Annotated in this window: 12 protein-coding genes; 9 read left to right on the top strand and 3 right to left on the bottom strand. The window is 68.6% G+C overall.

Features of this window, described 5'->3' with window-relative positions; translation table 11 throughout:
- Window positions 1-22: 22 nt before the first annotated feature.
- Complete coding sequence (locus CK240_RS09370) at window positions 23-445, bottom strand: tellurite resistance TerB family protein (protein WP_095640079.1); 423 nt, start codon at window positions 443-445, stop codon at window positions 23-25.
- A gap of 83 nt (window positions 446-528) precedes the next feature.
- On the opposite strand from CK240_RS09370, the gene CK240_RS09365 reads away from it, so the two are divergent.
- Window positions 529-2121, top strand: a complete 1593-nt coding sequence (locus CK240_RS09365) for a lysine--tRNA ligase (protein WP_095640078.1) — start codon at window positions 529-531, stop codon at window positions 2119-2121.
- A 149-nt stretch (window positions 2122-2270) separates the two neighbouring features.
- Window positions 2271-4562, top strand: coding sequence for a glycosyl hydrolase family 28-related protein (locus tag CK240_RS09360; protein ID WP_095640077.1), 2292 nt, complete (start codon window positions 2271-2273; stop codon window positions 4560-4562).
- 39 nt (window positions 4563-4601) lie between these two features.
- Here the strand turns inward: CK240_RS09360 and CK240_RS09355 are convergent, their stop codons facing one another.
- Window positions 4602-5123: a pyridoxamine 5'-phosphate oxidase family protein gene (locus CK240_RS09355; RefSeq protein ID WP_095640076.1), complete on the bottom strand. Its 522-nt coding sequence runs from the start codon at window positions 5121-5123 to the stop codon at window positions 4602-4604.
- A gap of 189 nt (window positions 5124-5312) precedes the next feature.
- Here CK240_RS09355 and acs point away from each other — a divergent pair, with 189 nt between their 5' ends.
- From acs to CK240_RS09320, 7 genes are all read left to right on the top strand, one after another.
- A complete protein-coding gene (acs, locus tag CK240_RS09350) occupies window positions 5313-7271 on the top strand; it encodes an acetate--CoA ligase (protein ID WP_095640075.1) in 1959 nt (652 codons plus the stop codon).
- Window positions 7272-7403: 132 nt separating this feature from the next.
- Window positions 7404-7712, top strand: a complete 309-nt coding sequence (locus CK240_RS09345) for a DUF485 domain-containing protein (protein ID WP_095640074.1) — start codon at window positions 7404-7406, stop codon at window positions 7710-7712.
- A 65-nt stretch (window positions 7713-7777) separates the two neighbouring features.
- Entirely contained in the window at window positions 7778-9442 is a 1665-nt protein-coding gene (locus CK240_RS09340) for a cation acetate symporter (protein ID WP_240517363.1), read from the top strand.
- Window positions 9439-10932, top strand: a complete 1494-nt coding sequence (locus CK240_RS09335) for a DUF294 nucleotidyltransferase-like domain-containing protein (RefSeq protein WP_240517356.1) — start codon at window positions 9439-9441, stop codon at window positions 10930-10932. The genes CK240_RS09340 and CK240_RS09335 overlap by 4 nt, the downstream gene beginning before the upstream one ends.
- Window positions 10929-11645, top strand: coding sequence for a sensor histidine kinase (locus CK240_RS09330; RefSeq protein ID WP_095640072.1), 717 nt, complete (start codon window positions 10929-10931; stop codon window positions 11643-11645). The genes CK240_RS09335 and CK240_RS09330 overlap by 4 nt, the downstream gene beginning before the upstream one ends.
- Complete coding sequence (locus tag CK240_RS09325) at window positions 11642-12007, top strand: response regulator transcription factor (protein ID WP_095640071.1); 366 nt, start codon at window positions 11642-11644, stop codon at window positions 12005-12007. The genes CK240_RS09330 and CK240_RS09325 overlap by 4 nt, the downstream gene beginning before the upstream one ends.
- Entirely contained in the window at window positions 12004-14160 is a 2157-nt protein-coding gene (locus CK240_RS09320; RefSeq protein WP_095640070.1) for an exonuclease domain-containing protein, read from the top strand. The genes CK240_RS09325 and CK240_RS09320 overlap by 4 nt, the downstream gene beginning before the upstream one ends.
- On the opposite strand, the gene CK240_RS09315 is transcribed toward CK240_RS09320, so the two are convergent.
- Window positions 14157-14612 carry a hypothetical protein gene (locus CK240_RS09315; protein ID WP_095640069.1) on the bottom strand — a complete coding sequence of 152 codons (456 nt, stop codon included), beginning with the start codon at window positions 14610-14612 and terminating at the stop codon, window positions 14157-14159. The genes CK240_RS09320 and CK240_RS09315 overlap by 4 nt on opposite strands.
- Between the last annotated feature and the right edge of the window lie 13 nt (window positions 14613-14625).

Raw genomic sequence — 14625 nt, 5'->3', positions numbered from 1 at the left:
GGGAAAACCTGAGTCCTTGCAGTCAAAGCCGCTGGTTGCGCGCCCGCGCGGCCAGTTCGATGGCGGCGGCGTGCAGGCGGTCGATCTCCAGCTCGTCGCGCAGTTCGATCAGCATCCGCAGTTCGTCCTGCCCCAGCTTGCCGTCGGCAGTCGCCACGTCACAGGCCAGCACATAGGCGGTTTCGTGCAGCTTCGGTGGCAGCGCCTCGCGCAGCAGGCCGAACAGCGCGTCAAGGCCCTCCTCGTCCTCGAAGATGGTCAGGACGGTTTGGGACACGGCCCGCAGCCGGTCGATGTCATAGGTGGCAAAGACCGGCGTATGGTCCACCAGCCGCTCGATCGCCACCATCTCGGCCGTGCCCAGACCCTTGCCCGAGGCCGAAATGGCCACCATCACGGCGACCAGGGCGTCACAGGGGGAAAAAGAGGGCAGGTCGAGGCTCATCGGCGGCTCCGCGAGAGGATTGGAAATATTGACGATGCACGGACCGGCCATTACGGCGAATGCCGAACGGACGGAGAGCACCCATGACCACCCTGCGCGATGCGGCGATGAATTCCAAGGCCTGGCCCTTCGAGGAAGCCCGTCGGGTGCTGAAACGTTACGAGAAGAAGGATCCCGAGAAGGGATACGTCCTGTTCGAGACCGGTTACGGGCCCTCGGGCCTGCCGCATATCGGCACCTTCGGCGAGGTCGCGCGGACCACGATGATCCGCCGCGCCTTCGAACTTATCAGCGATATCCCCACGCGCCTGTTCTGTTTTTCCGACGACCTGGACGGGATGCGGAAGGTCCCGGACAACGTTCCGAACACCGAGATGCTGCGGCAGCACCTGCAGGAGCCGCTGACCTCGGTGCCCGATCCCTTCGGTGAATATCCCAGCTTCGGCGACCACAACAACGCCATGCTGCGCCGCTTCCTGGACACCTTCGGCTTCGAATACGAGTTCATCAGCGCGACCGAGTTCTACAAGTCGGGCCAGTTCGACGACACGCTGCGGCTGGCGGCCGAACGTTACGACGCGATCATGGAGATCATGCTGGCCAGCTTGCGCGAGGAGCGGCAGCAGACCTATTCCTGCTTCCTGCCGATCCACCCGGAAACCGGCCGCGTCCTGTACGTGCCGATCAAGAACGTGGACGCCGTGCGCGGCGAGATCACCTTCGACGACGAGACGGGCCGCGAATGGACCCTGCCGGTCACGGGCGGCCATGTGAAGCTGCAGTGGAAGCCCGACTTCGGCGCCCGCTGGGCGGCGTTGGACGTCGATTTCGAGATGTATGGCAAGGACCATTCCACCAACACGCCGATCTATGACGGCATCTGCGAGGTGCTGGGCGGCCGCGCGCCCGAGCATTTCACCTATGAACTGTTCCTGGACCAGCACGGGCAGAAGATCTCGAAATCCAAGGGCAATGGCCTTTCCATCGACGAATGGCTGACCTACGCGGCCACGGAAAGCCTGTCCTATTTCATGTACCAGAAGCCCAAGACGGCGAAGCGGATGCATTTCGACGTCATCCCCAAGGCCGTGGACGAATACCATCAGCAGTTGCGCGCCTTCCCGGGCCAGACGCCCGAGCAGCAGCTGGCAAACCCCGTCTGGCATATCCACGGCGGCAAGGTGCCCGAGTCGAACCTCGTGGTGCCGTTCCAGATGCTGCTGAACCTCGCCTCGGTGGCGGGGGCCAAGGACAAGGACGGTCTTTGGGGCTTCATCCGCCGCTATGCGCCCGAGGCTTCGCCGGAAACGCATCCCGACCTGGATGCCGCGGCCGAGTTCGCCGTGCGCTACTTCAACGACTTCGTGGCGCCGACCCGGCAGTTCCGCGCGCCGACCGACAAGGAACGCGCGGCTCTGGAGGACCTGTCCAGGCGGCTGGCCGCGTGGGATCAGCCCGCCGACGCGGAAGCCTTGCAGACCATGGTCTTCGCCGTCGGGACCGAACATGGGTTCGAGCCGCTGCGCGACTGGTTCCAGGCGCTCTACCAGGTGCTGCTGGGCGCCGATCAGGGGCCGCGCTTCGGCGGTTTCATCGCGCTTTACGGCGTCGATGAAACCCGCGCCCTGATCGAGCGCGCCCTGGCCGGAGAGCTTCAGGGCGCGGCGGCCGAGTAGGCCTTGCGCCCAGGGGATCGCGCTTTCCCGTTGCCGCGTTCCCCGTTGCGCCGCCCGGTCGGTTAACGGCGCGTCAACGCTCGTCCGGCAGGTTCCCTCGCATGACCGCGGGGCCTTCGTCCTCGCGCCCTGAGAGAGGACGAGAGCGCATGAACATCGCCATCACCGCCGGACTGCAACTGATGCCTCCCGGCTTCAGCGCGGGGCTGGGCGCCTGGTCCCAGGCGAACGGCCTTTCGGGCGAGGCGACCTGGGCCGGCGCCCCAAACGCGGCGATCGTTCCGGCGGACCAGGACTTCGGCGCCTGTCTGGAGGTCGTGAAGCAGGCGGATGTCACGCGCATCCGCTTCACCGGGGAAACGCCGATCTTTCCCGGCACCTACCTGCGGATCTCGGCGCGGGTGAAGGGGATCGCGGGCAACCTGCCCCTTGTCCGCGTCGCAGGATGGCCGGGAACAGCGCAGCGCCAGCGCGTGGGGGGCGTGCCCGACAGCGGGCCCGCCGTGGCGCTGCCGGGCTATGGCACGGTGGTCGAGGTGTCGGCCATCGTGGGCACCGCCGTGCGGCCCGGCGTCAACATGGGCTGGGGGCCAACCGCCACGCTGGGGCACATGGGGCTGGACCTGATCGGGCCGAACGGCGGCGCGGTCCGCATCGAGAACCTGAAGATCGAGGATGTGACCGCCGCCTTCGTGCCCTCGATGATCGACTGGGTGGACGTGCGCGACCATGGCGCGATGGGGGACGGGGTGACGGACGACCGCGCGGCCTTCCTGCGCGCGGATGCGGCGGCCGCCGGCGGGCAGGTGCTGGTTCCCGCCGGCACCTATCTCATCAACGGCGACCTGAGCATGAGCGAGCCGGTCCGCTTCGTGGGCAAGCTGCGGATGCCGCGCACGGCGCGGCTGGCGCTGAGGCGCAACTTCGACCTGCCCAGCTATGCCGACGCCTTCGGCGACGAGACCGAGGGCATGAAGCGGGGAATGCAGGCGCTGCTGGACTACAGCGACCACAACATCTTCGACCTTTGCGGCCGCACGGTGAACCTGACCGAGCCGCTGGTGATCGGGGAGATCGCTCCGGGGCTGACCGAGTTTTCCACGCGGCGGGTCGTCGCGAACGGACAGATCGCCGTCGTGGACGGGCCCGCCTGGGCGACGCGCACCGTGGCCTCGGCCGCGACCTACGACCCCGCCCGTGGCGAGGAGCTGCGCAACGTGGCCCAGGTCGCGGCGATCGAGGTCGGCTCGCGCGTGACCGGGCCCGGCGTCGGGCGCGAGGTCTATGTGCGCGCGAAAAACATCGCCGCGGGCACGCTGACCCTGTCGCAGCCCCTTCATGGCGGCGCGGGCACCCGCAACTACAGCTTCCTGCGCTATCGCTATGCCTTCGACTTTTCGGGCGTCCGGCAGGTGGACCGGTTCTATTTCATGAATGTCGAGTTCGGGCTGGACGGGATCGCCAGCGGCGTGATGCTGCCGCCGCAGGGGGGCCTCTGGTCCTTCCGCGACTGCTTCTTCACCCGCGCCAAGGATCGCTGCATCACCTCGATCGGCGAGGCCTGCCAAGGGCTGCTGATCGACCGTTGCGAGTTCATGGCCGACGACATGGGCCGGCCCGCGCAGGACCGCACCAGCGTCTGCCTGAACATCAACAACAACGACGCCAAGATCCGCGACAACCGCTTTGTCCGGTTCGGCCATTTCTGCGTGGCGGCGGGCAGTGGGCACCTGATCACGGGCAACCACTGGTTCCAGGGCGACAGCCAGAACTCGGGCCTGCGGACGGCGGGGCTGGTGCTGACGGGGCGCAACGCGCAGGTGACGGTCACGGGGAACTACATCGACAACGCCAGCGTCGAATGGACCAACGAACATCACCCCAGCCCCGATTCGGACGGCCAGCCCCCGTTCGGCGGCCTGACGATGACGGGCAACACCTTCCTGTGTTCGCACACCGTGGCGAACTTCTCGTGGATCGTCATCAAGCCCTATGGCAGCGGGCATTCGTTGCAGGGGCTGACGGTGATGGGCAACGTGTTCAAGTCGCTTTACTCGCAGATCGACCGGGTCGAGCGGGTGGACAGGACTTTCGCCGACCTGGATGCCAGCAAGATGCGCAACGTCCGGTTCGAGGGGAATACCTTCAACGGGGTCCGGACGCCGACGACGAACCCGCTGTCGATCAGCCACAGCCAGAACACGGCCGCCGCCCGCTGGGTGGTGGCGACCGGGGGCGCTCTGCCCTTCGACGGGCGCTCGATGAAGGTCGAGTCCGTGGTGGCCGAGGGCGCGATCCAGACCGCGAGCGGCGCGCGCAACACCGACCTGCCTTCGATCACCACCGGGCAGGGCAGCGCGAAGAACCAGGTGGTCCTGGACTTCTCGCAGCCCGTGCGGGGGACGATGGCCCTCAGGGTCAGGATGGACCAGCCCGAATAGATCCCGGGCGGGGCGAAGGGAAAGGGCAGGGCCCGGCGGTCAGTCGCCGGGCCTTTCGTCATGCCCGCCGAAGGCAAGGTCGGCGGCGGTCAGGCGGTAGGCTCGGCCGAAGCCCGCGTTCAGCAATCCGCCGCGCGGCAGCATCCGCCACAGCCGGAAATCCCCCAGGCGCGCATAGACCGCCGCCTTCGGGTCATGCGCGACCCAGGCGCGGCGCAGCGCCTCGTCCTCGGCGGGGGGAACCGGGCAGGCCTCGACCTGCAGCGACAGCCGCGCGTGGGTCAGGGACATGCCGCGCCCGGGCTCCTTGGCGGGCGCGTCCAGCAGCAGGGCCGCGCGGCGGTCGGCCCTCAGCGCCGCCGTGTGCAGGGCCAGGTCCGACAGCATGGCGAGAGGTCGCCCCTCGGCATCGGCCTGCAGCGCGATGCGCGACACCATCGGCCAGCCTTGGGGGTCCAGAACCGACAGCACCGCGTCCCGTGCAGCTTCAAGGATCGCGCGCGCCTGCGCGAGGGCCGCGGCGTCCGGCACGCGATGGGGATCGGGAAACAAATCGGTCATTGCAATTTCCTGCTGCAGAATGCCGCAGGCGACTTTTACAGCCATGGCAGCATCCGGAAATAGTTTTGCAATATTTGCATGTGACAAGCCCAAAACCATTGTTAGGCTTGGTTCAGCCCGGATGCGTCGCCGTCCGGGTTCCTGCGCCGGGGGGAGCCGTCGCGGGCCTACAAGTGCAAGGGAGGTCACATGTCGTCCGTCGAAGCCGTTGCCAGGCATCCCATTCCCGAAGGGTTCACCAAGGCCCACGTGACGCCTGAGGATTACAAGGCGCGTTATGCGGAATCGCTGTCGGACCCTGACGGGTTCTGGGGCCGCGAGGGCAAGCGCCTCGACTGGATCAAGCCCTATACGAAGGTCAAGGACACGGACTTCACGCTGGGCCAGGTCTCGATCAAGTGGTTCGAGGACGGGGTGCTGAACGCCTGCGTGAACTGCGTGGACCGCCATCTGCCCAAGCGCGCGAAGCAGACGGCGATTATCTTCGAACCGGATGATCCCGACCAGCCCGCCCAGCACATCACCTATGCCGAGCTGTCGGAAAAGGTGAACCGCTTTGCCAACGTCCTGCTGAGCCAGGGCGTGATGCGGGGCGACCGCGTCGTGATCTACCTGCCGATGATCCCGGAAGCCGCCTATGCGATGCTGGCCTGCGCCCGGATCGGCGCGATCCATTCCATCGTCTTCGCGGGCTTCTCGCCCGACGCGCTGGCGAACCGGATCAACGACTGCGGCGCCAAGCTGGTCATCACCTCGGACACCGCGGCGCGCGGCGGCCGCAAGACGGCGCTGAAGTCGAACACCGACGCGGCGCTGCTGCACTGCTCGGACAGGGTGCGCTGCCTTGTCGTCAAACACACGGGCGACCAGACGACCTGGGTGCAGGGCCGCGACGTTGACGTGAAATACCTGATGGAGCACGCGAGCCCCGACTGCCCCGCCCGCCCGATGGGGGCCGAGGACCCGTTGTTCATCCTTTACACCTCGGGGTCCACGGGCAAGCCCAAGGGCGTCGTCCACACGACGGGCGGCTACCTAGCCTATGCGTCGATGACGCATCAGTACACCTTCGACTACCAAGACGGCGACGTCTTCTGGTGCACCGCCGACGTGGGCTGGGTCACGGGCCACAGCTACATCGTCTACGGCCCGCTGGCGAACGGGGCGACGACCCTGATGTTCGAGGGCGTGCCCACCTATCCCGACGCCGGCCGCTTCTGGGCCGTCTGCGAGAAGCACAAGGTCACGCAGTTCTACACCGCGCCGACCGCCATCCGCAGCCTCATGGGCCAGGGGCCCGAGTGGGTCGAGAAATACGACCTGTCGAGCCTGCGCATCCTCGGTTCCGTGGGCGAGCCGATCAACCCCGAGGCCTGGGTCTGGTACGACAAGCACGTGGGCAAGGGGAAATGCCCGATCGTGGATACCTTCTGGCAGACCGAGACCGGCGGGCACATGATCACCAGCCTGCCTTACGCGATCGAGACCAAGCCCGGCGCGGCGACGCTGCCCTTCTTCGGGGTCAGGCCCGAAGTGCTGGACGCCAGCACCGGCGCCGTGCAGGAGGGCAACCCGGCCGAGGGCGTGCTGGCCATCGCCGACAGCTGGCCGGGGCAGATGCGGACGCTCTGGGGCGACCACCAGCGCTTCGAGGAGGCGTATTTCTCGCAGTATCCGGGCTATTACTTCACCGGCGACGGATGCCGGCGGGACGAGGACGGGTATTACTGGATCACCGGCCGCGTCGATGACGTCATCAACGTGTCGGGCCACCGCATGGGCACGGCCGAGATCGAGAGCGCGCTGGTCGCCCATCCCAAGGTCGCCGAGGCCGCCGTGGTCGGCTATCCGCACGATCTCAAGGGGCAGGGCATATATGCCTATGTCACGGTGATGAACGACGTCATGCCCTCGGAGGACCTTCGGAAGGACCTCGAGACCTGGGTCAGGACCGAGATCGGGCCCATCGCCAAGCCCGACCTGATCCAGTGGGCGCCGGGCCTGCCCAAGACGCGGTCGGGCAAGATCATGCGCCGCATCCTGCGCAAGATCGCCGAGAACGACTATGGCAGCCTCGGCGACACCTCGACGCTGGCGGACCCGAGCGTCGTCAACGAACTGATCGAGAACCGCATGAACCGCGCCTGACGCGGATCGTGCCACCGGGCTGGGGAGGGCCCGGACCCGTCCCAGCCCGGCAGAAGGAACCGGGAACGCGGCGCATCGCCGGCGCGTCCCGGACAAGAAAAGGGCAGATACCTAGGGAGGAGGGACATTCCCATGCTGGACCCGATGCTGCAACGCATCGCATCCAATCCGAATTACAACGAGCTTCGGACCCGAAGGCTCCGTTTCGGATGGACGCTGACCATCGCCATGCTGATCGTCTATTACGGCTTCGTCCTGCTGGTGGCGTTTGGCAAGCAGACGCTGGCCACGCCGATCGGCGACGGCGTCATGACCTGGGGCATTCCCATCGGTTTCGGGGTGATCCTGTTCACCATCGTCGTGACCGCGATCTACGTGCTGCGGGCGAACCGCGAATATGACGACCTGACCGATCGCATCAAGCGCGAGGCGCTGAAATGAGGGCTTTCCTGACCATCGGCCGCGTGCTCGGCCTTTCCGCGCTGGCTGCGGTCCCGTCGGCCGTCATGGCCGCCGGCGCCATCGAAGGCGAGGCGGTGCGTCAGCCGACCAACTGGACTGCCATCGGCATGTTCGCGGTCTTCGTCGTCCTGACGCTGTTCATCACTAAATGGGCGGCGGGGCGCACCAAGTCGGCGGCCGACTTCTATACCGCGGGCGGCGGCATCACCGGCTTCCAGAACGGCCTTGCCATCGCGGGCGACTACATGTCGGCGGCCTCGTTCCTGGGGATCTCGGCCGCGGTGATGGCCAGCGGCTTCGACGGGCTGATCTATTCGATCGGCTTCCTTGTCGGCTGGCCGATCCTGACCTTCCTGATGGCCGAACGGCTGCGGAACCTCGGCAAGTTCACCTTTGCCGACGTGGCGGCCTTCCGGTTCGAGCAGACCCCGGTGCGGATGTTCGCCGCCATTTCCACGCTGGTCGTGGTGGCCTTCTACCTGATCGCGCAGATGGTCGGCGCGGGACAGCTGATCAAGCTGCTGTTCGGGCTGGAATACTGGGTCGCCGTGGTGATCGTGGGCGGGCTCATGATGATCTACGTGCTGTTCGGCGGCATGACCGCGACAACCTGGGTGCAGATCATCAAGGCCTGCCTGCTGCTGGGCGGGGCGTCCTTCATGGCGTTCATGGTCATGTCGGCCTACGGCTTCAGCTTCGAGCGCCTGTTCGCCGAATCCGTCCGCATCAAGACCGACATCGCCACCGGCGCGGGCCAGGCGCCCGACGAGGCGGCGACGGCCGGGCGGTCGATCATGGGGCCGGGCAACTTCGTGAAGGACCCGATCTCGGCCATCTCCTTCGGCATGGCGCTGATGTTCGGCACCGCCGGCCTTCCCCATATCCTGATGCGCTTCTTCACCGTTCCCTCGGCCAAGGAAGCGCGCAAGTCGGTGATGTGGGCGACGGTGTGGATCGGCTACTTCTACATGCTGACCTTCATCATCGGCTTCGGCGCCATCACCTTCGTGCTGACGAACCCGGCCTTCCTGGAAGGCGGCGTTCTGGGCGCGCCCCTGATCGGCGGCAACAACATGGCGGCCGTGCACCTGGCCAACGCCGTCGGCGGCAACATCTTCCTGGGCTTCATCTCGGCGGTGGCCTTCGCGACGATCCTGGCGGTCGTGGCGGGCCTGACGCTGTCGGGGGCCTCGGCCGTGTCGCACGACATCTATGCGACCGTCGTCCGCAAGGGGCACGCCGACAGCGCGGCCGAACTGCGGGTGTCGCGCATCACCGTGCTGGCGCTGGGCGTCGTGACGGTCCTGCTGGGCATCCTGTTCGAAAAGCAGAACATCGCCTTCATGGTGTCGCTGGCCTTCGCCGTGGCGGCCTCGGCCAACTTTCCGGTGCTGTTCCTGTCCCTGCTGTGGAGCGGGATGACCACGCGCGGCGCGGTGATCGGCGGCTTCCTGGGGCTGATCTCGTCGGTGGTGCTGACGGTCCTGTCGCCGTCGGTCTGGGAAGCCACGCTGGGCAACGAGGCGGGCTCGGCGCCCTTCCCCTACACCTCGCCCGCGCTCTTCTCGATGACGCTGGCCTTCCTGGGGATCTGGCTCTTCTCGGTCACCGACAAGAGCCGGCGTGCCGCGATCGACAAGGCGGGCTACGTGCCGCAGCAGATCCGGTCCGAGACCGGGATCGGCGCGGCCGCGGCCTCGGCGCATTGAGCGGCGAGCGCCCCCTGCACGAAACTGCGGCCGGACCTTCGGGTCCGGCCGTTTCCCTTGACGCGCCCGCCGATCCCCATGTCCGGCGCGAGGCGCTGTCGCTGATCCATTCGCGCGTGGGCGATGCCTTTCTGCGCAAGGCCTTCGTGGTCGAGGGGGGCCTCGATGTCCTGACGCTGTGCCGCCAGCTGGCCGAGCGCGGCCTGGGCGACGCCCTTGTCCGGGACGAGGGGCGCTTGGGGGTCTTCACCACCACCAACCTGCGGGACGTGCTGCTGCTGGACCGCCCGCCCGCCGCCATCCCCGTGCGCGAGGTCGCGAGCTTTCCCGCCGTGTCGGTCCCGATCGATGCCGAGCTGCTGGAGGCGATGATCCTGATGCTGCGCCACCGGGTCCACCGCGTCGTCGTCCGCCAGGGCGACCAGGTGGTCGGCGTTCTGGGCCAGCTGGACCTGATGAGCTTCCTGGCCAACCATTCCCACCTGATCGCGCTGGCCGCCGCCCAGGCCGAGACGGTCGCCGAACTCAAGTCCGCCGCCGACCAGATCGCCCCGCTGGTGGGTGTGCTGCACGGCGACGGCGTCCGGGTCGAGGTGATTGCCGGCATGGTCAACGAACTGAACCGCGCCGTCTTCCGCCGGTTGTGGGAACTGGTCGCGGACCCCCACCTGCGCGAGGACAGCTGCCTCATCGTCATGGGCAGCGAGGGGCGGGGCGAGCAGATCATGCGCACCGACCAGGACAACGGGCTGATCCTGCGCGACGGCTACGACCCCCGCGCCGCCGCCGAGGCGGCCGAGGCCTTCACCGCCGCACTGGCCGACTTCGGCTATCCGCCGTGCCCGGGCGGGATCATGGCCAGCCGCCCTGAATGGCGGCAGACCGTCTCGGGTTTCCGCAGCGCCATCGGCGGCTGGGTCCACGGCAGCGACCCCGAGGGTCCGATGAACCTTGCGATCTTCATGGATGCGCTGCCGGTCGCGGGCGACGCGCGCCTGCTGGAGGAGCTGCGGGCGCACATGGGCCGCCTGATGGCGGGCAACGACGCCTATCTCGCGCATTTCGCGGGCTCGGTGCACAGCTTCTCGCAGGACGGAAGCTGGTGGCGGTGGCTGCCGGGGCTGACGGGGCGCGCGGCGGCCGAGATCGATATCAAGAAGCTCGGGATATTCCCGCTTGTGCAGGGGACGCGGGCGCTGGCGCTGCAATACCGCCTGCCGCAACTCTCGACGGCCGACCGGCTGGCCGCGCTGGTGGAGGCGGGCCACATGGACGCGGCACGCGCGCGCGACCTGACGGACGCGCTGCACCTGCTGATGGCCGTCAAGCTGGACAGCAACCTGGCCCAGCTGGCCGAGGGGCGCGCGCCGGGCAACCTGATCCGGCTGGACGCGCTGGGAACGCTGAACCGGCAGGGCCTCAAGCAGGCGCTGGCGATCGTGGCCGATTTCCGCGCCTGGATCACCCAGCATTTCCGGTTGGCGGTATGAGCGCCGGGGCCGACCGCGCGCCCTTGTGGCAGGAGGAGGCGGTCGCCGCCCTTGTCCACGAGCTGCGGACCCCCGTGACCACGATCCGCGCCCTGTCCGAAATGATGATGCAGGCCCCCGACATGGACGGCGCCGAGAGGCAGGGCTTCCTGTCCATCATCGCCGCCGAGTCGCAGCGGCTGGGGCGGCTGGTGGACGAGGTGATGGACGTGGCGCGGCTGGGGTCGGATCAGGCCGAGCTTCGGCGCGAGGCCGTGGATCTTGGCGATCTGCTGCGCGAGGCCGTGCGGCTGGCCTCGCCCTTGCTGGCCGGCAAGGACGCGCGGATCGCGCTGGAGTTGCCGGCCGGGGCCGTGGTGGCGCCCGGCGACCGCGACCGGCTGTTGCAGGTGCTGCTGAACCTGCTGTCGAACGCCGCCAGGGTGGTGCCGGACGGGGGCGGGCAGATCACGATCAGCCTTGAGGCCGGGCGCGAGGCCGTGATCCGCGTCCGGGACAACGGCCCCGGCATCCCGCCCGAGCAGCGCGAGGCCGTGTTCCAGCCCTTCCGCCGCCTTGGACCGCAAGGGACACGCCCGCCCGGCACGGGCCTCGGCCTGCCCATCAGCCGCCGCATCGTGGAAGGCCACGGCGGCACGCTTGGGGTCGAGCCCGCCGAAGGGACCTGCTTCGTGATCCGCCTGCCCCTGCCGGAAAGCGAGGGATCGGCATGACCCGGACCGTCCTGATCGCCGACGACGAGCCGAACATCCTTGTCTCGCTGGAGTTCATGCTGCGGCGCGAGGGCCACCGCATCCTGACCGCCGGGGACGGCACCGGGGCACTGGACCTGATCCGCCGCGAGCGTCCGTCGCTGGTCCTGCTGGACGCGACGATGCCAGGCCTGACGGGATTCGAGGTCTGCGAGGCGGTGCGCGCCGATCCCTCCATCGCGGGCACGCGCATCCTGATGCTCAGCGCCAAGGCGCGGCCGACCGACATGGCGCGCGGCCTCGGGGCCGGGGCGGACGCCTATGTCACCAAGCCATTCGCCACCGCCGAGCTGCTGGAGCGTATCCGCGGGCTTCTGACATGAGCGGGCGCGGTCTCGTGGCGGCCGTGCTGGCCCCCGGGGCCGCGCTGGCGCTGTGGGTCGTCCTGGGTGCGGCACTGTTTCTGGGCGCGCTGGGTCCCCAGGGCGCGGCGCTGCGCGCGGCAGGGACCGCGGCGCTGGAAACCCATGGCATGGTGCTGATCCTGTGGTGGCTGGCGGCGGCGCTTCTGGCCGGGTGGCTGGCCCGGCGGCTTTACCGGGCCTGGGTGCTTGCGCCTTCGCGGCTGCTGGCGGCCACGCGCATCCTCGCCGCGCAGGAAAACGCGGCCGGCCTGCCCGAACTGGCGCCGGCCACGCCCGCCACCCGCGCACTGGCCGCCGAGATCGAGAGCCTCGCCCGCGACCGGCAGGAACTGCGCGCCGAGATGGCGCGGCTTGTCGAGCAGGCCAGCCGCAGCGTCGCCGAGCAGCGCGACCAGTTGGCCACGCTGATGGACGAACTGGACCACGCGGTCGTGGTCTGCAATCGCGACGGCCGCATCCTGCTGTTCAACGCGCGGATGCGCAGGCTTGCGCGCAACCTGTCGCCGCAGGACGGGGCCGAACTGGTGGGACTGGGGCGCTCGATCCATGCCGTGCTGGACACCGCCGCCATCGCCCATGCGCTGGAAACGGTGGAAGGGCGGATCGCGCGTGGCGTCTCGCCCCATGCCGCCGTCGCGCAGGTCGTGACCGCGACCCCGCTGGGGCACCTGCTGCGCATCAGCCTTGCCCCCGTCCGCCACGCCGAGGCCGCGGACAACCGGCTGAGGGGCTATGTCCTGCTGGTGGACGACATCACCCGCGACCAGCAGCGCCAGGCGCGGCGCGAGGGGGCACTGCTGCGCATGGCCGAGCAGGGCCGCGCCTCGATCGCCAACATGCAGGCCGCGCTGGAGATGCTGGACTATCCCGACCTCGCGCCTGCCGACCACGACCGCTTCCTGGGCGTGATCCGGGACGAGGTGGCGCGGATGCGCGACCGGCTGCTGTCCGAGGACGAGCCGGGCGCGGAACTTTCCGCGCGCTGGCCGCTGCACGACATGCTGGCCACGGACCTGATGGCAGCCGCGATCCGCAAGCTGCAAGGGACGGCCAATGCGCCGATCACCACCCTTCCGGTCGAGGACGACCTGTGGCTGCGGATCGACAGCTTCGGCCTGATCGCGGCACTGGACCACCTTGCGGCACGCATCCTGTCGCTGGGCGGCGATCCGGTGCTGTGGCTTCGGCTGGCGCGGGCGGGCAGCCACGCGCATCTGGACTTGGGCTGGGTTCTGCGCGAGGGCGCCCCCCCGATTGACCCCCGCGACCTCAGCGCCCTGCCGGACGAGCGAACCGAATCCTGCGCGGCGGCAGCCTCGGTCCGCGACGTGGTGGACCGGCACGGCGGAGAGATCTGGCTGGACCGCAACCGCGATGACGGGCGGCCCTTCTTCCGCCTGCTGCTGCCGCTCGCCGCCGTCGAGACCGCGCCCGCCGATGCGCCGATCGGCGGACGGCCCGAGTTCTACGACTTCGACCTGTTCGCGGCCGCCCACGCGGATGCCGGGGACGCGCGTCCCCTGTCGGAACTGGCCTTCACCGTCTTCGACTGCGAGACCACCGGCCTCGATCCCATGGGCGGGGACGAAATCATCCAGCTCGGCGCCGTCCGCATCCTGAACAGCCGCATCCTGAACGGGGAAACCATCGACCAGCTTGTCGATCCGCAACGCCCCATCCCCGAGGCGGGCATCCCCATCCACGGCATCCGCGACGAGATGGTGCGCGGCAAGCCCGCCATCGCGCAGGTCCTGCCGGTCTTCCACCGCTTTGCCGAGGGCAGCGTTCTGGTGGGCCACAACGTTGCCTTCGACATGCGCTTCCTCAAGCTGAAGGAAGCCGCAACCGGCCTGCGCTTCGATCATCCGGTGCTGGACACGCTGCTTCTGTCCTCGATCCTGCACCCGGCCGAGGAAAGCCACAGCCTCGAGGCCATCGCCGCGCGCTTGGGCGTGCAGATCGGCGCCCGTCACACGGCCCTGGGCGATGCGCTGGCGACGGCCGAGGTCTTCCGCCGCATGATCCCGCTGCTGGAACGCCAGGGCATCGTCACGCTGGGGCAGGCAAGGGCGGCCTCGGACCGCTCGCAATTCGCGAGGCTGCGCTATTAGAGCGTGATCTCGTTCCCGCCTGTGTCCGGGGGCAGCGTGGGCCCCGGCGCGGGTTCCGGCAGAAGGTTCTGCAGATCCCCCAGCGGCGGAGGCGGCGGCGCATCGGCCTTGCGGCGGATCAGGATGTCGCCGTTGGGCAGACGCTCGGGCGGCATCTGGTAGTTGCCGATGTCGTCCATCAGCTTCGACAGTTCCTCGAAGACGGGACGATAATCCTCCATCAGCCCGCCCATGTCGCGCGCGAGCCCCTCCAGGTGTGGCTGGGCGCGGGTGACGAAATCATTCAGCAGGCCTTCCAGCAGGCTGCCGCCCTCGCTGTCCGGCAGTTCAGGGGACGTGTCCGCGCCCGGCGGAGGGTCGTCGGCCCGCGGCATCTCGAAGGGCGTGCCCTGCGCCAGCGCCGAACCGGCAAGGGAAAGCGCCAGGGCGGCGGTCAGGGCGAAGCGGCTCATCCGAGGCGGTCCT

It is taken from the genome of Paracoccus salipaludis (assembly GCF_002287065.1).
Classification (GTDB): Bacteria; Pseudomonadota; Alphaproteobacteria; order Rhodobacterales; family Rhodobacteraceae; genus Paracoccus; species Paracoccus salipaludis.
This window is presented reverse-complemented; position numbering and strand designations above follow the sequence as displayed.

Excerpts from the sequence above, each read along its gene's own strand:
- CK240_RS09370 (WP_095640079.1), bottom strand. The coding sequence starts at position 445 with ATGAGCCTCGACCTGCCCTCTTTTTCCCCCTGTGACGCCCTGGTCGCC.
- CK240_RS09365 (WP_095640078.1), top strand. The coding sequence starts at position 529 with ATGACCACCCTGCGCGATGCGGCGATGAATTCCAAGGCCTGGCCCTTC.
- CK240_RS09360 (WP_095640077.1), top strand. The coding sequence starts at position 2,271 with ATGAACATCGCCATCACCGCCGGACTGCAACTGATGCCTCCCGGCTTC.
- CK240_RS09355 (WP_095640076.1), bottom strand. The coding sequence starts at position 5,123 with ATGACCGATTTGTTTCCCGATCCCCATCGCGTGCCGGACGCCGCGGCC.
- acs (WP_095640075.1), top strand. The coding sequence starts at position 5,313 with ATGTCGTCCGTCGAAGCCGTTGCCAGGCATCCCATTCCCGAAGGGTTC.
- CK240_RS09345 (WP_095640074.1), top strand. The coding sequence starts at position 7,404 with ATGCTGGACCCGATGCTGCAACGCATCGCATCCAATCCGAATTACAAC.
- CK240_RS09340 (WP_240517363.1), top strand. The coding sequence starts at position 7,778 with ATGGCCGCCGGCGCCATCGAAGGCGAGGCGGTGCGTCAGCCGACCAAC.
- CK240_RS09330 (WP_095640072.1), top strand. The coding sequence starts at position 10,929 with ATGAGCGCCGGGGCCGACCGCGCGCCCTTGTGGCAGGAGGAGGCGGTC.
- CK240_RS09325 (WP_095640071.1), top strand. The coding sequence starts at position 11,642 with ATGACCCGGACCGTCCTGATCGCCGACGACGAGCCGAACATCCTTGTC.
- CK240_RS09320 (WP_095640070.1), top strand. The coding sequence starts at position 12,004 with ATGAGCGGGCGCGGTCTCGTGGCGGCCGTGCTGGCCCCCGGGGCCGCG.
- CK240_RS09315 (WP_095640069.1), bottom strand. The coding sequence starts at position 14,612 with ATGAGCCGCTTCGCCCTGACCGCCGCCCTGGCGCTTTCCCTTGCCGGT.